Origin of the sequence: Paenibacillus sp. FSL L8-0644 (assembly GCF_038008165.1) — a bacterium.
In the GTDB taxonomy this organism is placed as follows: domain Bacteria; phylum Bacillota; class Bacilli; order Paenibacillales; family Paenibacillaceae; genus Paenibacillus; species Paenibacillus polymyxa_D.
The window spans coordinates 1,520,893-1,543,094 of sequence record NZ_JBBOYN010000001.1 but is presented as its reverse complement, the minus strand read 5'-3'; the positions used below and the strand labels follow the sequence as shown (position 1 = coordinate 1,543,094).

General features: G+C 44.6%; 14 protein-coding genes, 2 CRISPR repeat arrays and 1 riboswitch. Of the genes, 8 read left to right on the top strand and 6 right to left on the bottom strand.

Translation table 11 applies throughout. From position 1 onward, the window contains the following. Window positions 1-4: 4 nt before the first annotated feature. From NSS94_RS06910 to NSS94_RS06900, 3 genes are read right to left on the bottom strand one after another with little or no spacing between them, the layout of a single operon-like run. Entirely contained in the window at window positions 5-1,009 is a 1,005-nt protein-coding gene (locus NSS94_RS06910) for a type I CRISPR-associated protein Cas7 (protein ID WP_341039065.1), read from the bottom strand. Next, window positions 993-3,053 (bottom strand): hypothetical protein, encoded by a 2,061-nt coding sequence (locus tag NSS94_RS06905; RefSeq protein ID WP_341039064.1) that lies wholly within the window; start codon window positions 3,051-3,053, stop codon window positions 993-995. The genes NSS94_RS06910 and NSS94_RS06905 overlap by 17 nt, the downstream gene beginning before the upstream one ends. Before the next feature lie 21 nt (window positions 3,054-3,074). Next, window positions 3,075-3,788, bottom strand: coding sequence for a CRISPR-associated protein Cas6 (locus NSS94_RS06900; RefSeq protein WP_341039063.1), 714 nt, complete (start codon window positions 3,786-3,788; stop codon window positions 3,075-3,077). Window positions 3,789-4,155: 367 nt separating this feature from the next. Then, window positions 4,156-5,175: direct repeats of the CRISPR family, unit length 30 nt; unit sequence ATTTCAATACATCACATGTTGTGGTTAAAG. A gap of 763 nt (window positions 5,176-5,938) precedes the next feature. After that, a CRISPR array of direct repeats spans window positions 5,939-6,824; the repeat unit is 30 nt; unit sequence ATTTCAATACATCACATGTTGTGGTTAAAG. 418 nt (window positions 6,825-7,242) lie between these two features. On the opposite strand from NSS94_RS06900, the gene NSS94_RS06895 reads away from it, so the two are divergent. From NSS94_RS06895 to NSS94_RS06870, 6 genes are all read left to right on the top strand, one after another. After that, window positions 7,243-7,950 carry a response regulator transcription factor gene (locus NSS94_RS06895; protein ID WP_029516330.1) on the top strand — a complete coding sequence of 236 codons (708 nt, stop codon included), beginning with the start codon at window positions 7,243-7,245 and terminating at the stop codon, window positions 7,948-7,950. 1 nt (window position 7,951) lies between these two features. Further along, window positions 7,952-8,896: a sensor histidine kinase gene (locus NSS94_RS06890; RefSeq protein WP_341039061.1), complete on the top strand. Its 945-nt coding sequence runs from the start codon at window positions 7,952-7,954 to the stop codon at window positions 8,894-8,896. Between the two features lie 108 nt (window positions 8,897-9,004). Continuing rightward, the gene (locus NSS94_RS06885) at window positions 9,005-9,928 is read left to right on the top strand and encodes an ABC transporter ATP-binding protein (RefSeq protein WP_341039060.1); all 924 of its coding nucleotides are present in this window, start codon (window positions 9,005-9,007) and stop codon (window positions 9,926-9,928) included. Then, complete coding sequence (locus tag NSS94_RS06880) at window positions 9,921-10,616, top strand: ABC transporter permease (RefSeq protein ID WP_069011122.1); 696 nt, start codon at window positions 9,921-9,923, stop codon at window positions 10,614-10,616. Before NSS94_RS06885 ends, NSS94_RS06880 begins: the two co-directional genes overlap by 8 nt. Before the next feature lie 122 nt (window positions 10,617-10,738). Further along, window positions 10,739-10,883: riboswitch (FMN riboswitch) on the top strand. Between the two features lie 178 nt (window positions 10,884-11,061). Then, window positions 11,062-12,009, top strand: coding sequence for a DMT family transporter (locus tag NSS94_RS06875; protein WP_340954696.1), 948 nt, complete (start codon window positions 11,062-11,064; stop codon window positions 12,007-12,009). A gap of 240 nt (window positions 12,010-12,249) precedes the next feature. Then, complete coding sequence (locus tag NSS94_RS06870; RefSeq protein WP_341039059.1) at window positions 12,250-14,280, top strand: methyl-accepting chemotaxis protein; 2,031 nt, start codon at window positions 12,250-12,252, stop codon at window positions 14,278-14,280. Between the two features lie 90 nt (window positions 14,281-14,370). On the opposite strand, the gene NSS94_RS06865 is transcribed toward NSS94_RS06870, so the two are convergent. Together NSS94_RS06865 and NSS94_RS06860 are read right to left on the bottom strand one after the other, a co-directional pair. Then, on the bottom strand, window positions 14,371-15,852 hold the full coding sequence (locus tag NSS94_RS06865) for a carboxylesterase/lipase family protein (protein WP_341039058.1): 1,482 nt from the start codon (window positions 15,850-15,852) through the stop codon (window positions 14,371-14,373). A 153-nt stretch (window positions 15,853-16,005) separates the two neighbouring features. Further along, on the bottom strand, window positions 16,006-16,569 hold the full coding sequence (locus NSS94_RS06860; RefSeq protein ID WP_028543060.1) for a GbsR/MarR family transcriptional regulator: 564 nt from the start codon (window positions 16,567-16,569) through the stop codon (window positions 16,006-16,008). Between the two features lie 515 nt (window positions 16,570-17,084). On the opposite strand from NSS94_RS06860, the gene NSS94_RS06855 reads away from it, so the two are divergent. Together NSS94_RS06855 and NSS94_RS06850 are read left to right on the top strand one after the other, a co-directional pair. Next, the gene (locus tag NSS94_RS06855) at window positions 17,085-18,308 is read left to right on the top strand and encodes a quaternary amine ABC transporter ATP-binding protein (protein ID WP_341039056.1); all 1,224 of its coding nucleotides are present in this window, start codon (window positions 17,085-17,087) and stop codon (window positions 18,306-18,308) included. After that, entirely contained in the window at window positions 18,283-20,880 is a 2,598-nt protein-coding gene (locus NSS94_RS06850; protein WP_341039055.1) for a glycine betaine ABC transporter substrate-binding protein, read from the top strand. The genes NSS94_RS06855 and NSS94_RS06850 overlap by 26 nt, the downstream gene beginning before the upstream one ends. Window positions 20,881-20,977: 97 nt before the next feature. Here the strand turns inward: NSS94_RS06850 and NSS94_RS06845 are convergent, their stop codons facing one another. Next, entirely contained in the window at window positions 20,978-22,201 is a 1,224-nt protein-coding gene (locus NSS94_RS06845; RefSeq protein ID WP_341039054.1) for an ABC transporter permease, read from the bottom strand. Window position 22,202: the final 1 nt, after the last annotated feature.

The following is a 22,202-nucleotide window of genomic DNA, read 5'->3' as shown; positions in this document are numbered from 1 at the left end:
TCCTCTAGCCTTGAGGAAGCTCGCTGCGCGTAAAGATGTTAAACGTCCGCAGCCCCGGAAAATCCAGCTCTACACGCGATGCATACGGATTAACGTATAATTCTACCGTTTCAATTTCCTCGTTTACATCGTTCAAAAGCGGTGCAAGGGCCGACAAATCATAAACCGTCTGCTCTCCATCCTTGTCCTTATCTGCCTTCACATAAGGGTCCAAATTCGGTAAATACGCCGGGCTCCCTGCTTTAAATTCCACAAATAAGGCAAAAGCATTTTCCGCACCGGATTTACTGTTGGTATTTTGCAAAGTAGCCCCGGTCAAAGCTCCCGTTTTGAAAGCCTGATATGCTTCCTCCGTATATCCTTCAAAGCCCTCGGCTGCCAGCAATTCCACATAGTGATCATAATGCTTCGGATTGACGGAAAAAGGATATACATAATGGGATTCATCCACCGTTCTCTTTTTACCAATCGAGGTGGCGTCATTGTCCTCGCTCTTTTCATTTGAGTTACGAAACGGAGATAAAATATCCTGTACCTCCAGATTTGACCAATCAAATTTATTAAAGCCCTGACCAATTTGTACCGGACCAGCAAGACCAATATTCTGATCCTTCACCGCAAACGTTGCACCAAAATTCATCACATCCACACATTGAAACAGCTTGCTCAGCACTTCACGTGAATTTTTGGATACTTCTTCACCGAAAAGATATTCATAACGCTCTGCGAGATTACGCGGCTGGAGCTTCTCTTCTTTCCCTTTGTCCGCATCCTTTACCTTGTCCGCCTTCTTGTCCTTGCCACTGCTCACTTTATACGAACGAATATACAGTACCTTCTGTCCTTCCTCTGCCCATAAGCGCTTGATGCTATATTTTAACGCCTTGTCGCTACCAAAAATTTGGCCCGTGCTGGTTGTCTTTGGTTGCCCGCTAAAGTCTGCATTCCAGTTCGCCATCCGGCTGACAATCCCGATTAGTCCTACCACACGATTAGTTTTCTTCGCCATGTCCGTTCTCCCCTTCGCTGCTTGGTTTCTCGTTCTCGCCTTTTTTCCAGAACCAGTTGTCCGAAAATAACCCCGCCAGGAACATTTCCCTTGCATCTTCATGCTGGAATTCTTTGTCTGGCTGGTAGGCGTTCACATTCGCTAAAGCCCAATTTAATTTAGTATATTGCAGCAGTATTTTGTGGCGATGCAAATAATACGCTTCTTCGATCCGTTTTTTGAGCTGTGCGCTGCGCTTTGCCATGAAAAAAGGCCCGAGTAAATCTCCTTTTTTCTGCTGGGCTTCAGACTGACTTTTCAAATAAAAAGCAAGTTGTCCCGCCAAATAATAAAACTCATCATCTGTTACTACATAGATCGGCTCTGGATAGGCTGTCTGTTCCGTTTGCCCTGCTCCATCTGCGTTTTCCTTCTGTTTCCGCTTATCCAAGGTGTCTAGCTTTTCTTTGAGTTTATTAGACACTTCAATCAGACGATTTCCCATAGCTGTGTATTCCTCCCCTTCCAAATGAGCCATTAGCGAAAGTCTTACATTCATCGCATCGGCCAACCCACTCAGATCCAGCTTCGACTTCTCTTGCCCTGCTGGTTCTACCCGCAGTAGCTGTTCCTCCAACAGACGAAGCGTTACCCGTGCAAATTGAGAACGGATCGTGGCGGTCGTTCCCTTGAAAAACCAGTCATGGAAGCCCTTTTTGCTCTGCATAAATAATGCAACCATCCCACTGGTAAAATCCTTTTCTCTCGCCTTCGGCTCATCTTGAAGAAAATCACCGTTCATCCGTCCGCGAAAAAAGCGTCTGCTGATTTCCTTTTGCAGTTGCTCCACATTTTCCAGATAGCCGTAATCCTTCACAAACGCTTCGCCATCGTTATTTTTGGTCATCAGACCCAGTGCATTCTTGAGCCGAATATTAACATAAACCTGTTTGGAAAAAGGTACATTTTCATAGTCCTGTATTTCGTTATCCTTGCCCTCCACGTAAATAAAAAAGTAGCCTTCTGCTGCGTCCGAGATACTTTTGGAAAAATCCGTATAATAGCTAAACTTGTTCATTCTGAACTTAGGTTGAGAAATAAGCCATTCGGTCGCTTCCTTTACCCGTAATGCTTCCTCCAATGATAAGCGGACAGGCGCACCAACGCGCATTGTTTTATGCTCCAAATATGGCTTCTTACTGTTCATGCTCATGTTAAAACCGGGAAGACCTGTCAAAGCTCCGTCTACCATTTGGTTATAGTCATTACTATTAAAGATTTTTGGGATGGTATATAGCAAATATTCATAGCCATACATTTCGTCCCATGAATACAAGCTGGAAGTTTCGTTAGATGGGTGATCCATTGATGAGTGAATTGGAGTAGATTCTGAGGTGAAAAAGATTTTAACGTAATTCTTAAAAGGAATCGTTCGGATATGTTCAATGAGAACCGACAGGTTTGTAGCGTACCATTGTTCAATCTGTGCAATACTTGTCTGGCGCTGCTCACTTACGAGATATTCCAGTGCCGGAGCATAATCGGTTTGGGAGAAAAACTGCTGCGTAGGACTGGCGAAGATAGTCTCCGTGCTGCTTTTCTTACTGACTTTCTTACTGCTAGTCTTCTTGGTACCTATCAGATCGTCCCACTTCTTCTGTACCTCTGTTGCCTGAGTCTTGTCCAGAAAACGGGCAAGATACGTGCTCATCCCGGTGGTTCTATCTGCCAGTGGCTCAGCTAAAAAAACATCCCTTTTTGCATATAGGGTGTACGGATTATTGGAATGAAGCTGTTTGCCGGGATCTACGGCTTTGTTCATGGAGATCAGAGAACTCACATAATCTTTTTGTTGGAACCATTCAAAAAGCTTCCCACGTGCTCGATCAGGTTCTTCTTTAGTAATGATCATATGCTCGCTTTCAAACTGGCTGACCTGTTCATTCCAGCTTTGATCTAATCGCAGGCGAATATACAGCCCTTCCTTAGGGCGGTGCCTATCAAATGTAATGTTCGGAAACTCTTTCTTTGCCAATAGATAGCTGTTGGTCAAATCCTTTAGCATCCCTTGCGCCTCCTTTCCGAGTTATTCCAATCCCTTGGCGATGCAAAAGCCTGCCCCAAGGATGCTATTTTTTTCTGCCGCTCCTGAGCCTAACGCAACATTCGCCAGCATCTGTGAATGTTCGTCTGCTCTGACAAGCAGCCGTAGTTTATTACCCAGTAGCTTACGTCCTTTATAGGCTAAGGCAATCGGTTTATGGTTCAACACCTGAATCCCTTCCACAAAAGGCTTCTCCAGTCGAATAGGCTGATCTGGATACAGATGATTATATTTCTTCTCCGCGTTAGCATGAATCCGTTGCAGTAAAAGCTCTACACTCAGGCCGGGTACCCACGGCTTGCCTTCAATGGTCACAATAGCAGGGGTGACAGTGGTCAGCTCGGTGATATGCACCAACTTTTTAGATTGCACGGGGGATGCAGCGATAAACTGGAAATATTCATCCTCCTGTAAGGCTTGCAGTGCTGCCGATATTCGACGTAACGTAATCTCTAAGGAACTGCGGATCGTAATGACATATACACGACCTTGCTTGTATACCCCCACCTTTTCACGCGGAAAAGGCGATCCGAATGTATAATGCTTGTACTCCTTATCGTAGTGCGCCTGCTTTAATGTTTCATCTTTCAGCCCCGCTCGACCAATCCAGGCTCCGATACGCTCCGGTATCTCCAGATGGTGAGATAATTGTTTCATTAACGTTGTTATCTGAATTTCAAAATACAAGATATTCACCTCCTAACTTGATATAGAGTATAGACCTCAATCCGTGATTTGTAAATATTTTTCTCGTTATAATTCTTATTTTAAAATTAGATGTAACGGTACTTAAATTGCTACACGTGCAGACTGCCCTTTTGGTCGCTGTTATCCCCAGATTTTCTGGATTGTATAAACCCGTCGAGGATTAAAATCGGAATAGAGGTGGCTACTTACGCTTCTCCAGAACTTCTTCCCTCTTCACTGCTTAGGACTTAGTACGTTTTATGTTGAAGTTGAAGGATAGCAACCAAAATAAATGAAACGTACAATTTCTTATTTCGATACATCCATGTTGTGGATTAAGAATGTCTACGATTCAAGCACTGACTGGCGCAACCGAATTTCAATACATCACATGTTGTGGTTAAAGTGCAGAAGATGCTAGAAAAGCTATCGAGGCATATCGATTTCAATACATCACATGTTGTGGTTAAAGTAGGTATTCATTTTTCGAAAGCGACCTAATAGCCATATTTCAATACATCACATGTTGTGGTTAAAGAGAAAAGTTTAGTCTGAATTCTGCTGAAGGGCGCACATTTCAATACATCATATGTTGTGGTTAAAGTCCAAACGTTGTGGAGACTCTGCACACATATCTCGGATTTCAATACATCACATGTTGTGGTTAAAGGCAAGTCTACGAAGGTGGAAGTGGAGTGGACAACGTAATTTCAATACATCACATGTTGTGGTTAAAGTGTTTATAAGGTGTTCGCGTTGCTCGGTGGGGAGGTATTTCAATACATCACATGTTGTGGTTAAAGTACCAATGGTTTCATCATTGTCTAAGGTGAATAGTGATTTCAATACATCACATGTTGTGGTTAAAGGGCGGCTGCTACCCAGCAACAGTTTTCATTTATTACATTTCAATACATCACATGTTGTGGTTAAAGACACTTGGAGGGACAAGCCCGCAGATCCTTGCCTTATTTCAATACATCACATGTTGTGGTTAAAGTGAATATATTTGTACTGTCCAGATATACACTCGACCATTTCAATACATCACATGTTGTGGTTAAAGATGCTTAATTTGCTGTTGTATTGGGGGCGTTCGTACATTTCAATACATCACATGTTGTGGTTAAAGCAGTTACAGATGGAGTGATTCCATTATCTAAGCCTTATTTCAATACATCACATGTTGTGGTTAAAGAAGGAGCAGGGTGAAGCGAGCAATGCGGCTATAGGATTTCAATACATCACATGTTGTGGTTAAAGTTTGGCAACATCTCGTGAACATGGTCTTAAACTTCAATTTCAATACATCACATGTTGTGGTTAAAGTCAGGCAAGTAATGCATGTCATTTTCAAATAATCGAGATTTCAATACATCACATGTTGTGGTTAAAGGCTAGTAAAATCAAACTTTCCAAAATCGCAATGTCGTTATTTTACTACAGCCACAAGGGTTTCGCAATTCTTTCCCAACCGTAGGTCGCTTCTTGCCAAGTGCTAAGAAAAATAGCTGTATCCCTTGGTGATCTAAGGAGTTACCTCTTTCTAGCTCTTATAAGGTTGGGAAAAACATAGACCTTTGGTCTATGTTGAGATCGCTTACTTAAGAGTATAATGTAAATGCATCAGAAAAAATGCGCATAATGAATAAAACACTTGTGTATTTAAATTTATATTTCTAGTTTTAAAATACTGAAACTAGACTATGACCGTAACATCCGATGTTTCTTTTACTTTTTGTTCGGAAATATTCTTACTAATGGCTATGAGCTACTTCTTTCTGAATACCCAATTAGTAGCTGACCCCAATACCAAGCTTACCAAAAAAAAGCAAACAACGATTTCAAAATAACAGGCAGTATCGATTAATTTGAATTATTCACGATGTTTACTAAAATATCTTACAAAAATAATTATAAAAATGACAATGCAATTTTGCTTTTCTGAAGTTCTTTATATAAATCACGTTTTCAAAATTTGAGATTTAAAAAATATATTAGTACCCTAATGCATGCAAATGTCAAAAGCCTCCTGACCACTATAAGTGGCTTAGGAGGCTTTTTTCAATAAAAAGGAATGAAGTTCATGGAAGGATGAAGCTAAATAATTTTAATTGTTGAGCATCGAACAAAACACTTTATCAGAAACGAGGCCGAGTATTTTGAATACATCTCATGTTGTGGTTAAAGTGAATCTCCGTTAACAGGGCGAACCTTCCTCTACAAATTTCAATACATCGCATGTTGTGGTTAAAGGTATATATGGGTATGGGGTAAGAGGCTGTTAAGCCTATTTCAATACATCACATGTTGTGGTTAAAGGAGCTAGTTCCATTGCACAGCGTCAAGAACGTTAATTTCAATACATCACATGTTGTGGTTAAAGTCAAATGAAAGCTTTCGCTATTGGCTCACAGATTTAATTTCAATACATCACATGTTGTGGTTAAAGGACGACCCTTGACCGTATCGGTACCGAACAAGGCAATTTCAATACATCACATGTTGTGGTTAAAGCGCCATAGCAGCCGGACATTCCAATACATGCACCATATTTCAATACATCACATGTTGTGGTTAAAGCTTGTCTAAAGCACACAGTTCCCCTATCCTTAATCCATTTCAATACATCACATGTTGTGGTTAAAGGGCAACCGAAACGCGTATCTTCGTTAAATTTTACGTATTTCAATACATCACATGTTGTGGTTAAAGAGTGGTTTTCCTGGTTATTACCCTGGGCAAGCTCAATTTCAATACATCACATGTTGTGGTTAAAGCGGCGGTGGCGACGATGGCGGCAGCTCGCAGCAATGATTTCAATACATCACATGTTGTGGTTAAAGCTCCGTTTTGCGCATTTTTAAGTGTGTCATTAAATTATTTCAATACATCACATGTTGTGGTTAAAGTTCCGGTCAGTATTTGTATATGCCAGAGGATCGCAAATTTCAATACATCACATGTTGTGGTTAAAGCCGGACAGGTCGTACAGCATGGGGTGGATCATACGGTATTTCAATACATCACATGTTGTGGTTAAAGGCTAGTAGAATCAAGCTTTTCAGTTTTAATAATGTGCTTATTTTACTACAGCCACAAGGGTTTCGCAATTTTTTTCCCAACCGTAGACCCCTACCCTCTGATTGTAGAGAAAAACGTCTAAAACCCTTGCACCTCTAAGAAATTCTACGTCTCACCCTTTTAAGAGGTTGGTAAAAAATCACCTACAACGCTTAATGAAATACCTTAATTTATTAGGAACATCATTGGATGTACACCGCGGAATTCATTCTTGAAATAAAGCCAATGCATCGGGAAAAACACCCTTTTAACTTTCTATGAATATTCCCCACTCAACTTCAATGAATATTTTTTATGGAAATCCCCTCCACTGCTCTATATAATTCAGGTACAGTTCGTCACACGAGCTTAATCTAAAAATTAGGGGTGTTCCACACCTATGCCACAGCATATTTTACTTATTGAAGACGATCTATCCATTGCCGAAATGCTACTTAAAGCACTCACTAAGGAAGGATACAGCCTAACCACTGCCTATGACGGGGAAGAGGGGCTTCTTGCCTTTGAACGTCATACCTATGATCTGGTACTGGTGGATTTGATGATGCCGAAGGTGGACGGTATGGAGGTGATTCGACGAATTCGTACCCATAGCGCCGTCCCGATTCTGATTATGTCAGCCAAGGACAGCGACGTGGATAAAGCGCTTGGACTGGGCTTTGGGGCAGACGATTATATTGCCAAACCTTTTTCAATGCTGGAAATGACCGCTCGTATTCAGTCCGCGATCCGCAGATCTACTACATATGCCCGTCAGCAACAGCAGGAGGAACAGCCGCAAGCACAAGTTTTGACCTACGGCAGTCTGTGCATTGATTTTGATCATTTTACAGTCATACGCAATGAAAACGAAATTCAGCTAACAGCCAAAGAATCCGATATTTTGAAGCTGTTTGTAGCCAATCCAAACCGGGTATTTACAAAAGCACAATTATACGGATTTATTTGGAAGGACGATTATATGGGCGACGAGAACGTGATTAACGTCCATATTCGCCGCCTGCGTGAGAAAATTGAAGAAGATCCCTCTCATCCTGTCCACATTAAAACGCTATGGGGCATTGGCTACAAATGGGAGAATGGCTGATATGAACATCGAAAACATTTCTGAATGGATTGTCGGTCTCATCATGTCAGTCGTTATAGTATGGCTTTGGCGGGAGCGTATGGCCAATAAGCGCAAAATAAGGGATATCCGAGCCCTACTAGAGCGAATAGTGACGGTGAATCATGCGGAAAAGCTGCTATATGTCACAGGTGACGTTGAACTGCAACGACTCATGACGGAAATTAATCGACTGCTGGACTTGAATCTCAGAGTGTCTGCAGATTACAACCGTAGCCAAATTGCTATGCGCAAAATGATTTCGAACATTTCACACGATCTCAAGACCCCGCTTACGGTTGTGCTTGGATATGCCGAGATGCTGGATGGCGATCCGACTATTTTGCCGGAAGAACGTATAAAGCTGCTATCCAAAATTCATCAAAAGACAAGCGAAGCGATTGAGTTGATCGGAAGCTTTTTTAATTTGGCGAAACTGGAAGCTAATGATACGGATATTCCGTTGACACGACTGGAAGTGGGAGAACTGTGCAGACGCAGCATTTTAGAGTTTTATGACCTGCTGACCGCACAGGGGTTTACTGTACATATTGAGATCACGGAGCACCCCATTCATGCCTTGGGGAACGAAGGAGCGATTGGACGGGTGCTGAACAATCTGATCTCGAATGCCATTCGCTACGGGGCAGACGGACGGACGCTGGGTCTGACTTTATCGGAACAGCAGGATACAGTGCGTATAGAGGTATGGGATCGTGGAAAAGGCATACAGGAATCTGAGCAGGATAAAGTTTTTGAACGCATGTACACACTGGAGGACTCCCGCAATAAGGCGGTACAAGGCAGCGGACTGGGCCTTACGATTGCCAAACGTCTGGTTGAAACGATGAACGGAGAAATTCAATTGACTAGTAAACCTTATGAGCGGACGGTCTTCTCTTTTACATTGAAGAAAATCAACTATTAATCGGACTCAACATGCTCAACTTAATAAATTTGTAAGAATCACGAAAGAAAAATGAACATTTCGCCCTTTATCCTTGAATTATCAGCAATATACGAAGGGAGAACACCCATGACTTACGTAATACGTACACATCAGTTGACCAAAGCCCTGAAGGGTAACGAAATTGTAACGGGAGTCAGTATGAATGTGCGCAAGGGAGAAACCTATGGCTTTCTCGGCCCTAACGGGGCAGGCAAGACAACGATGATGAAAATGATTACGAATTTACTCAAGCCGACATCGGGTGAAATTGAATTATTCGGTGAGAAATTAACGCCAAAGTCGTATCATCTGCTCGGACGTATGGGTTCGATTATTGAATACCCGATTTTTTATGATAGGCTGACGGCGCAGCAAAATCTCGAACTTCATTGTGAATACATGGGCTACTATAATAAGCAGGCTGTTCGGGATGCCCTGGAATTAGTAAACTTGCAGAATGCGGATGACAAGTCGGTAAAAGACTTTTCACTGGGAATGAAACAGCGTCTCGGGATTGCCCGCGCTATTGCGACTAAGCCAGAGCTACTCATTTTGGATGAACCGATTAATGGTCTGGACCCCGTGGGAATCAAGGAAATCCGCCAACTATTCCACATGCTATGCAAGGAATATGGGATGACTCTGCTCGTGTCCAGTCATATTTTAGCGGAAATAGAGCAGATTGCGGATACGGTAGGCGTGATTAATCACGGAAGGCTGATTGAGGAAGTGTCGATGGAACAGGTGCGGGAAACCAATACGGAATACATCGAATTTACGACCAACGATTGTAAAAAGGCGGCCTACGTCCTCTCCCATCATCTGAATCTGAATAATATAAGGGTGCTCAATGAACAGAGTATACGTATTTACGATTCAAATGTACCGCAGAAACAAATTACGAAGACGCTCATTTTAAATGATATAGAAGTGGATTCCATTCATCAGAAAAGCAGTACGCTGGAAGACTACTTTTTGCGGCTGTTAAACGGAGGTGATCTTCATGCTTAAGTTGATGCAACTGGAGCTCAAAAAATTTCATCTGGCGGGTTATATCCGTTCAGCACTGATCGCCAATGCATGCATTCTTGGGCTGCTCTGTATCATCGCGCTGGACAGCCAAAGTACAGGAATACCCGAATTTACACAGTACACTCAGCTTCTCGATCTCATGGACATGCTGGTCAGAGCCACATTTATTGTGTTTGCCTCCGTTCTCCTGTGCCGCTTTATCGTAGGGGAATTTAAGTCCAAATCGATTACGATCCTGTTCATGTATCCGATTCACCGTCAGAAGCTGATGATCGCCAAGCTCTTGGTTGTGCTGCTGTTTACCTTCTTGTCTATTATTATTTCGGAAATAATCATTACGGCTGCTATTCATCTGCTCAACCAGTTTGTCTTGATTGTACCCGATAACCTTACTCTTTCGATACTGGGTCAACAATCAGCACGGACGCTGATCAATGCCGTTGCTGCCAGCTTTATGGGACTGGTTCCGCTGTATATGGGGATGCGAAGATACTCTGTACCTACTACCATTGTGACCTCAATCCTGATTGTAGCATTGCTTTTCTCTAATAATAACGGCGCTACACTTAGCTCCATAGCCCCCGTGCAAATAGGCTTCTCTATACTGGGAATGCTGGTGGCTTATGCGGCGATTCGACGCATTGAGTATAAGGATATTACTTCATAGTATGTAACTTAGTAAAACGCTTTCGAAAAATAGATGAAAATCATTGTTAGATATACACACATTTTTCACTGGACTTCATTCTAAAACAGGTATATCCTATAGGAGAAATTAAAAAACGGAATAAGGATCTTCGGGGTAGGGTGTGATTCCCAACCGGCGGTATGGCTCATGGAGCTAAGCCCGCGACTCTGTATCTGGCAACAGGATACGGACTGATTTGGTGAGATGCCAAAGCCGACGGTAAAGTCCGGATGGAAGAAGATCGAAATATCAACATGCCGCGAAGTGGATGAATGCTGCGTTATGGGTTTTGCAGTTGCAGTAACTTCATTTAACTTGCATAAAGCGGCAAGTTTATTTGATCAACCCCCGTCTTGCATGGCCTTTCGCCATGGACGGGGGTTTTTGTGCCACCGGTCCTGTATTCGCAAGGAGCTAATTGAGTATGAGTCAATCTTCTACTGTACTAACATCCAAAGGTTTTGATCATAGCTCCCACATGAAAAGCGGTTTTTGGCTGGTCGCAATTGGGGCAGCCTTGTGGGGCGCTGATCCGCTGTTTCGTATTATTTTGCTAAAATCATTTACTTCAACACAAATTGTACTAATGGAGCATGTGCTGCTCTTCCTCGCTCTGACACCGATGCTGTGGAAGCATCGTGAGGAACTCAAAGCGGTACGGCTTCGTCAAGTTTTCGCTATTTTGTTCGTCTCGTGGGGCGGCTCGGCTCTGGCCAGCGTGATTTTTACCATGGCGCTCAGCAACGGTGATCTGAATGCTGTACTCTTACTCCAGAAGCTTCAACCATTGGTCGCTATTATTCTGGCCCGCGTTATATTGAAGGAAATGCTGCCGCGTCATTTTGGATTATTAATTGTCGTCGCTCTGTTCGGGACGTATCTTCTGACCTTCGGTTGGTCGCTCCCCTTCGGGCATGTTCGTGATTTTGTCCAGGTCGGTAGTCTACTTGCACTGGGTGCAGCGGTTCTGTGGGGCGGTTCGACAGTCATGGGAAGCTACTTGCTTCGTTCAATGAAATATGAAACGGTAACCTCCCTCCGCTTCATGGTGGCGCTCCCTCTGCTAATTGTCCTCACCTCTGTAGAGCATGCGCCATGGAATATGCCTGCCGGTACATGGGCAGGCGCAGCTGTGATTATCAACTTGCTATTGCAGGCATTGCTTCCGGGTCTTCTTAGCTTATTGCTGTATTACAAAGGCTTAAGTACGACCAAAGCGTCTTATGCTACGATGGCAGAATTGAGCTTTCCCATGGTGGGTGTCGTGATTAATTGGATCGCATTTCAGCAAATCGTTACTGTAGCGCAATTGACTGGTTTTATGCTCATCTGGATTACGCTCTTTATGATTTCACGTCAGCAAAAAAATTAACAGTTCAATGTCCCCTTCATGACTCACCCAAGCCAAATTGTGAAGATGCTTTTGCATCTCCGATTTGGCTTTTTATGTGTTCGCATTAATATTAATCATAGTTCTTTAGACCTGTTTTTCAAAAAAAGTGTCTAAAATATGCTACTATTTCTCGTTTCCCAATGATTACATCTATAAAATTCGTCGGTTTATGTCGAATAAAACAATGTAGTGATCATCAGACACAGAGGAGCAAGAACTATGACTAAAACAAAACAAACAGTTCCGTGGTGGAACAGGTTTCTCAAGCAGTTTTATTTAATGAGGACAAGATTAATAATATCTTTTTTAGCTGTGTTATTGATTCCGAGCGTACTTATCGGGTACTTTTCTTATCAGGGGGCTACGACACAACTCAGTCAGCAAATGGGCGGTTCCGTATACACGAATCTGTATCTGATCCGGAGCAATGTCAATCAGTATGTAGCGCCTATTATGAAAGACCTGGACGTGCTTACCACTGAAATCAATTCTGATTCCATTGGTACCAACCAAGAGACCCTTCAGAAAAAGTTAGATGTTATCGTCAAGGCTCACCCCGAGCTAGATGCAGCGCTTCTCGGCAATGAGAAGGGGCAATACATACGTTCGCCGAAAAAACAGGAGTCCGATTATGATCCCAGGGAGAGAAAATGGTACAAAAACGCGATGCTGGAAAAGGGTAAAGTATTCGTCGGTGTTCCAGTTGCCAGCGTCACGACAGGGAATTTAGTCGTTAATATATCGGGAACGCTGGAGGACGGTGAAGGAGCTGTTGCCCTGGCTTTGAACCTGGACAAAATGAGTGAAAGTCTGCAGTCTGTTAAGATTGGTGAGCGCGGAGGACTCATTATTGTTGATTCTGAACATAAAGTTGTATCTGGGACTGGAACAGCTTTCAACAAGACAGGCAAAAAAGCGGCTGACGCCATAGAAGGACTTCCCGAAGTGGCGACAACCGTCGAAAATGATACTCCTTCCATGTCGCAAATTCAATTTATGAATCGAGATATGCTGGCCTTTACACTTAAGGACCCTCTCACCGGTTGGAGCATTGTCGCACTGTCGGATCTGGAGGATTATAGTGATGCAGTCCAACCAATTCTGAAACAAAGCCTGATTGTGATTGTTATTTCCATACTTGCCGCGGCGATCATCATTGTGCTTATGGTCCGCTCATTCTTAATTCCGCTGCGCAAGCTGCAAGCAGGAACACGCATCGTCCGTGACGGAAATCTGACCGAACGTGTTAATCTATCCAGCAAGGATGAGTTCGGCGAACTGGCACAGAATTTTGACCAGATGACGCATTCCTTGCATACGATGGTCTCAGAGGTCAACCAAACCTCCTCCCGACTTGCTTCCTCTTCCCTGATAATCAAGGAAAGCACAGAGCAAACGACGGAGTCCGTACAACATGTAGCGGAAACGGTTATGGAATCCGCGGAAAATGCAGCCACCAGCGCCGAGGCATCCGAGCAGACCGCTAATGCCGTTGAAGAAATGGCGAAGGGTGTCAGCACCATTGCCGAATCGGCAAGCTCCATCGTGGATTCAGCAGGACAAACCGAGCATGATGTGGCTCAAGGCAGTCAAATGATCAGTAGTGTACGGACCCAAATGGACCGTATTCTGGAGGCTGTCAGCCAAACGGCTAGCCTAATGGATGAGCTATCCCAGCTCTCGGACGATGCGAAGCAGATGAATACGGCTATTGCCGCCATTGCCAAGCAAACCAATTTGTTGTCTCTGAACGCGTCTATTGAAGCTTCCAGAGCTGGCGAAGCCGGGCGTGGATTTGCCGTAGTCGCTATAGAGGTACGCAAGCTGTCTGAGCAATCCAAGGAAAGCGCGGATTCCATCAGTCAGATTATTACTCAGATGCTCGATTTGATTCAACGCTCTACCGCTACCATGAACGGTAATGTTCGTAACCAGGTAGGTGAAGGTATGCGTATTAGCCAAGATGCAGAAGGTGCATTTACGAATATTGAGCGCTCTACTTCTCATATCGTGGAACAAATTCAAAGTGTGTCCGCTGCTGCTGAACAAATCTCAGCCAGTACAGAGGAAGTCTCCGCCACTGTTACCCATTTGGCAAGCCTGTCTCGCAATTCGGCGGACAGCTCGCAGACAACATCTGCTGCTGCTCAGGAACAAATGGCAGCTATGGAGGAAATTGCCTCTTCGTCACAGGAGTTGTCCAACATGGCGCAGGATTTGCAACAGCTGGTTAAGCGATTTAAGATTTAACTTACTACTAACAAAAGCCTTCGTCCGTATACAAATTACGGGCGAAGGCTTTTTACATTTGAGTTCTTGATATGCTCTCTCTCTTGTTACTTATAGGGTCATCTGACCGGTTAAATGACGGCGTCTATCTCCTTCAGGGTCGTGCTCCACCTTAATATTCTGATGGAAAATAGCTGTAGTCCGCTCTTCTCTGTCGTACATCGGCCAAGCCCCCTCGGACAGCACTGGCTTCCCATCACGTGCAAAAGCAACCCATGCCTGCTGCATATCTTGAGCCAGCTTCTGCATCGAAGGTTGAATCTCTAATCCAAGCTTATCTAGCAGCTCCAGATTATCGAAAACAAACGCAATCTCTGCACCGTGAACCGCTTGTCCAAAGGTAGGATGCCCCGGCAATGTCCAATCAAAACGATACATCCATACAGGCGCATGCGCCGACTGTGCAACAGCAAGAGCCAACGCAGGACGCCAAAAAAATAGATCGGTCAACATTTGCGCCTGTCCCTCAATCGTAACCGGAAAAGGTTCTATCAGGTCGCCGATGTCTGACATGCCCGTCATCATTTCCAATGCCTGTCTCGCTGTCGACTTGTTCATTAGATGGGATTCTTTTCGGATGAAATAGCCCCCCTCATGCAAGTTCGTTCCAATCAAAACGGAAACCTGCTTTGCTGAACCTTGCGCGATTGCAGACAGGGGTACATCTGGCAAGGTCACACCGTCCACAACGGGTTGATAGATCATCGCCATCCCTGGTCCGATGACTTCATGCGTCTTCGCCATCGCTAGCATCAGCGCATCTGTCGGCAGGCTAAACAACCTCTCTGGATGCTGAGTGTCCACACCCAGCTGCTGTAGATACACAGCCGTCACTTGCTCGGCCTGTGAAGTTGGCAATACCTGCGACGCACCGCTCTGCAAAATTGCACGCTGGAACAGTCCTTTAGCTGCTGGCATCGCCAATAAAGCGGCAATACTCATCGCGCCTGCTGATTCACCGAACACCGTCACTTCGTCCGGATTGCCGCCAAAGGCAGAGATGTGATCCCTAACCCATTCCAGCGCAGCGATCTGATCCAGTAGTCCCGCATTAGAGGTCAGGCCATCTCCCTTTGGAGTCAGATGCAAAAATCCTAACGGCCCCAATCGATAATTGATCGTAACAACCACAACATCGCCATTCTTCGCCATGCGTTCCCCGTCATATAAAGGTATAATCCCGGACCCCGTGATAAAGGCACCGCCATGAACCCACACCATCACTGGACGTCCCTTCTCAGGAGTCTTCGAAGCAGGTGTCCAAACGTTCAGGTATAAGCAATCCTCTGACTGCTTAGGCGGTTCCACCAGATTTCCAGTCATACTTTCAGCGGATGGCATAGGTTGCGGACAGATTGGCCCAAAACTCGTCGCAGCCCGCACACCCTCCCAAGACTCCAAAGGCTGGGGCGCGTGAAAACGTAGTTTTCCAACAGGAGGCTGTGCATATGGGATACCTTTCCACACATGATATCCATTTCCCGTTTCCCCACGTAATTGACCTAAACGAGTATGTACCGTAATACTTTCCATTATGAAGCCCCCTTTATTTCGTATGTTCAACACAACGGTATAATATCAATCTTTACATATCTCTATTATACCCTTTGCACACGGCCAAACCAAAAAATACCGGAAGCACTTTTGCGCTCCGGCATTTTTATAAACAAGATAGGGAAATAGCGATTAATCCCGAACTTCTTCTTTTGGAATCAGCTTGTAAATTTCTTCGCTTTCCATAGAGTCAATTAGTCGATCTAGCCACTTGTAATAAGCGACGGCCTGCTTCATTTTCATACGATCTTGCTGAAGAATCGCCTTAAATTCCTCGTACTCTTCACCCTGATTCATCAATCTGTCCAGCTCATCAATGGCTTTGCGCAACACCAGTAAATTTGTTTCTACTGCTTTTCTCCATTTAATAGCGAAGAAGTCAGTGAAGGTTTGATGCCAGTCATATTCGACTTCATACAAGTCTTTGCGTGAGCCCTTGCTCCATACCTTATTTACCATTTTCAGATCCAATAATGTTCGAACTCCTGTACTCATGCTCGTTTTGCTCATTTCCATTTCACGGCCCATCTCGTCCAGCGTCATCGGTTTATCCGCAAAAAAAAGCAAACCGTATAAATGCCCCGCAGACAAAGTAATCCCATACAGGTCCATGTTTTTACCTATAGCTTCTATGACACGTTTGCGAATTTTTTGCAGCGAAGCCTGCTGCTCATCACCTAACTGGTACAAGCTCATGCTTGCAACCTCCTAATTTTAGAGCATTTTGCACAACCTAGTATGAACGATTTACCCGTAAAAGATTAGCTTTGACGCAATATATGAAATCTTTCAACAATAAATGAAATGTTTCAAAAGCAAAGCTTCTGTCTATATTACAACAGCATGGGTCGTTCAAAATCATAATTCGCAAAATTGCTAATGATAGTAAACTTTTTAAATTATGGATATACATAAATCTTTTTCTTATGGTTATATTTCATTGTCTATTTTAAAAAAAGCACTATCGGTTGTAAAGTTCCGAATGTTTGAGCATTCTATAGAACGAAGGAGCATATCGAAGGAAACTTTGTACAGTTTTTTCTGTACGTACTTTATGAACAGTTTTTTTGTTTGAAATGTAAGCAATGCTTCTGTTACAATTAATTTTGTCATTAACCGTTCAGGATGTTCAGAATTATGATTTTTATACTCAATCCTTAATGCAACATGGGGTTAATACCAAGCAAAGTATAGAAAGAAGAGGTGTATGTATGACGATTTTGGAAGTCAAAAATGTCAGCAAACTCTTTGGTCCTCACGCAGAGCAAGGTGTTCCGCTCCTGGAGCAAGGCTGGGGCAAGGAAAAGTTGGCCAAAGAAAAACAGATTACTGTTGGTGTCAATAAGGCCAACATGGAAATTAAGCAAGGTGAAATTTTCGTAATTATGGGGCTATCGGGCAGTGGCAAGTCCACTTTGGTGCGAATGCTAAATCGCTTGATTGAGCCTACCTCCGGTGAAATTCTGGTCCACGGCAAAGATCTCCGTAAGATGAACAAAGAACAACTTCGCGAAGTTCGTCGTAAAACCATCAGCATGGTTTTTCAAAAATTCGCTCTGTTCCCACATCGGACTGTATTAGAAAATGTAGAATATGGTCTTGAAATTCAAAAGGTAGAAAAAGCACAGCGTCAGGAAAAGGCGCAACAAGCGCTGGAACTGGTTGGTCTTAAAAACTGGGGCGATAAAATGCCCGATGAATTGAGTGGCGGCATGCAGCAGCGTGTCGGTCTGGCACGGGCGCTGGCTAATGACCCTGAAGTGCTCCTGATGGATGAAGCGTTCAGTGCATTGGACCCGCTCATTCGCCGTGACATGCAGGATGAGCTGTTGGAGCTTCAGGATAAAATGAAGAAAACCATTGTGTTTATCACCCATGATCTGGATGAAGCGTTGCGGATTGGTGACCGGATTGCATTGATGCGAGACGGTGCGGTCGTACAAATCGGTACACCGGAAGAAATTATGATCCAACCGGCTAACTCTTATGTAGCCCGCTTCGTCGAGGATGTGGATCTGTCCAAGGTATTGACGGCTGCTCATGTCATGCTTCGTCCAGAAACCATCACCATGGATCGTGGTCCGCGTGTGGCTCTGGAATTGATGCGGGAGCGTGGGATTTCCAATTTGTTCGTCATTGACCGCACCAAAAAGCTACTGGGTGTTATTAACGCCGAGGATGCTGTTCATGCACTGCGCAATAATTTGAAAATTGAAGATATTTTGATCACGGACGGACCGCAGGTTGCTGCCGAGACAGTCATTAATGATTTATTTGAAATTACAAGCTCGTCCAAGGTGCCGCTGGCTGTGGTCGATGACAAGCAAAAGCTGCTGGGCGTTATCGTCCGTGGAGCATTGCTCGGCGCACTTGGTGGAGATGTTACCACTACGAAGGAGGTGAATGCCCGTGATACCGAAACTGCCAATCGCTGAGTGGATTCAATCCATTGTAGACTGGATGGGTATTCATCTGGCTGGATTGTTTAATGTTATTTCTTCCATTATAGAAGCTGTAGTTGGCTTTTTCTCAGGCCTGTTCATGCTTCCGCACCCTCTGGTGTTCATCGTAATCATCGGGATTATCGCCTTTATGATCGGGCGGGTTCAGCTTACGCTATTTACTGTCATCGGCTTCCTGCTGATTGATAATCTTGGTTATTGGAGTGAAACAATGAATACGCTCGGACTGGTCATCACGTCTGCGCTCGTATCCATTGTTATCGGGATTCCCATCGGGATCTGGTGTGCATACAGTAAATCGGCATCACGCATTATCACGCCTTTACTTGATTTTATGCAGACGATGCCTGCGTTCGTGTACTTACTCCCAGCGGTTACCTTTTTCAGCCTGGGTGTTGTGCCGGGTGTTATCGCATCTGTTATCTTTGCTATCCCCCCAACCATTCGCATGACCAACTTGGGGATTATGCAAGTATCAGGTGAGCTGATCGAAGCATCAGACGCTTTTGGTTCAACATCTGCGCAAAAGCTGTTCAAAGTTCAGCTTCCACTTGCATTGCCTACCTTAATGGCTGGTATTAACCAGACGATTATGCTGTCACTGTCTATGGTTGTCATTGCTTCCATGATCGGTGCGGAAGGCATCGGTGCTGTTGTGTACCGTGCTGTGACACAGCTGCAAATCGGTAAAGGTTTTGAAGCCGGCTTAGCTGTTGTCGTTCTGGCTATTGTGCTTGACCGTTTTACGCAAAACCTGTTTAAACCTACGCAAAAAGGCAAAAGCCGCGTATCCAGCAAGCAAAAAGTATGGATTACTTCTGCAGTTACAGCTGTCATTCTGATCGCTGGTGCATCCCAATATTTTGTTGGAACGGATCATTCCGCATCTGGCAAAGGTAACGCTGCTGCCAACCCGGTTGGCGAAGAAGTCGGTTACAAAATTATCGGTATTGATGCCGGGGCAGGCATTATGAAATCGACTGCCAAAGCAATTCAAGACTACAATTTGTCTGATTGGAAGCTGGTTGAAGGTTCCGGTGCAGCTATGACGGCCACACTGGACAAAGCCATTAAAGCGAAAAAACCGATCATTATTACAGGTTGGACTCCACACTGGATGTTCAACAAGTATGATCTCAAATATTTGGAAGACCCTAAGAATTCTTATGGTGAAGCCGAGGGGATTCATACGATTGCCCGTAAAGGCTTGCAGCAGGATGCTCCTATCGCTTATGAGTTTCTAAAACGTTTCAAATGGACACCAGAAGATATGGGTGAAATGATGGTCGCCATTCAAGCCGGAACCAGTCCTGAGCAAGCTGCCAAGGATTGGGCGGAGAAACATGCCGACAAGGTTCAGGAATGGACTCAAGGACTGCAACCTGTCAATGGTGACACCTTCAAGCTAAGTTATGTGGCTTGGGATTCTGAAATTGCCAGCACGAATTTGCTAAGTTATATTTTGGAGAACAAACTGGGTTACAAAGTAACAGCACTTCAAGTTGAAGCAGGTCCTATGTGGACGGGTGTCGCTAGTGGTGATGTAGATGCTTCACCGGCTGCATGGCTGCCGTTAACACATGCGGATTACTGGGCTAAATACAAGGATAAGCTCGACGATCTTGGGGCTAATATGAGCGGTGTTAAAACCGGATTGGTCGTTCCAGCTTACATGGATGTTAAATCGATTACTGATTTGCAGGATAACGGAGCCGAAGCGGCTCCGGCTTCCGCCACAACTGGAGACTTTGGCAAAGAGGTCGGCTACCGCATTGTCGGTACCGACCCTGGCGCCGGACTAATGAAGCTGACCGCTAAAGCTATGAATGACTATGGCTTATCCGACTGGAAGCTGCTTGAAAGCTCTGGAGCTGCTATGACTGCTACACTGGATAAAGCTATCAAAGCCAAGCAGCCTATCGTCGTAACAGGTTGGACACCTCACTGGATGTTTAACAAATATGATTTGAAATACTTGAAAGATCCTAAAAAAGCGTACGGTGATAAGGAAGAAATTCATACAATCGCCCGCAAAGGTTTGAAGCAGGATGCTCCTGTGGCTTATGAATTTCTAAGCCGATTTAAGTGGACTGCTGAAGATATGGGTGAAGTGATGATCGCGATTCAGGACGGTACTGCCCCACAGCAGGCTGCCAAGAATTGGGCTGATAAACATCCTGACAAGGTTCAGGAATGGATCAAGGGTCTGCAGCCCGTCAACGGCGATCCTTTGAAGCTAAGCTACGCTGCTTGGGATTCTGAAATTGCCAGTACGAACGTATTGAAATATGTATTGGAACAAAAATTAGGCTATAAAGTAACAGCTCTGCAGGTGGAAATCGGCCCGATGTGGACTGGCGTAGCTGGCGGAAGTGTAGATGCTACCGCAGCCGCTTGGCTTCCATTGACGCATGCTGATTATTGGGCTCAATACAAGGATAAGGTGGATGACATCGGAACCAGCATGACTGGCGTTATGTCCGGGCTTGTCGTTCCATCCTATGTGCCGATTGATTCTATCGAGGATCTTCAGCCGCCGCAATAATATTTTTTCTGCTTTTAAACCATACGAACAAGCAAAAGGCAGATCAGGGTTTACTCCTGATCTGCCTTTTTGTGATATCCAATATTTAGAGTTGCTCTCAGCCTTTTAGCGTGAATCCTTCTTGAGCGGACACTTCGGCATGCTGCTCTGTCGTCTGGTGCTGTCTAAAGAATAACGGATAGATCGCGAAAGACACCAGCAGACTTACACAACCAATGACGCCTAGAGCAATCATATCTTTGAAAATGTACGTGATATCCAGTCCTTTGAGCGTGATGTTCCGTACAGCATCCAGGTAATACGTCAGTGGCAATATCTCAGCAAGCCCCCGCAAGAAGCCGGGCATTGCCTCTAATGGCCATGTATAGCCTGACAGCATAAAGGAAGGAACAGCAATCAGCATCAGAGTTTGGGTCGCATCTACTCTGGTTTTGGAAAAGAGACTGAACAGGAAGCCTAATCCGCACAAGGCAAAGTTAAAAACCAGCGACACTAAAATCAACGGCAGTACCTGTCCCCTGAACGGAATATCGAAGCATAAAGCGCTGATACTGAATACAGTCAGCACATTGAAAGCTCCCGCTGCATAATACGGTGCCAGTTTGGCAATAGCCAAACGCCAAGGGGTATTTCTCCATGCGCCAAATCTTCCCCAAGTCCCTGCTTCCTTATCACGCGTGCAAGACAACGCAATACCTAGCAGCAAACACTGCTGGAGAGCCGCAGAAATAACCCCCAACGGCATGAAAAGCTTATAATCATATACTGGGTTAAATAGCACTCTGGATCGGAACGGGATGGTAGTCAGCGTCGACGCGGCCTGATCGGCGTTCATTCCCTTTTGTTTCATGGAATTGACTGATACTCCGGCACTCACGCTACTAATAACCTGATTCGCAATCCGACTGGCACTATTGGAATACATCATATTACTGCCGTCAATCAGCGTGAGCACGGGTGGATTCTCCCCATGCTTAAGCCGAGTAGTAAAGTTGTCGGGAATGACGATTCCGACCTTAGCTTCTCCAGTCTCTACTTGACGGACTACATCATCCTGATTGTTTGCTTGCCGTGTAACGGCAAATGAATCGGTCGAATCAAACGCCTGAATGATCTGGCGACTGAGTTGCGAATTATCTCCGTCGTACACGGTGACAGGCATCTCGGTAATCCGCTGATGTGAATATAGGAAGCCGAATAGTATCGTATACACAATCGGCGTAATCAGCAGAATAGCCATAAAGCGGCGGTCCCGGAAGATGCTCAGCCATTCCTCGCGAAACACATCGCGGATACGAAGTCTTTCCTGTGAATCCTGCATA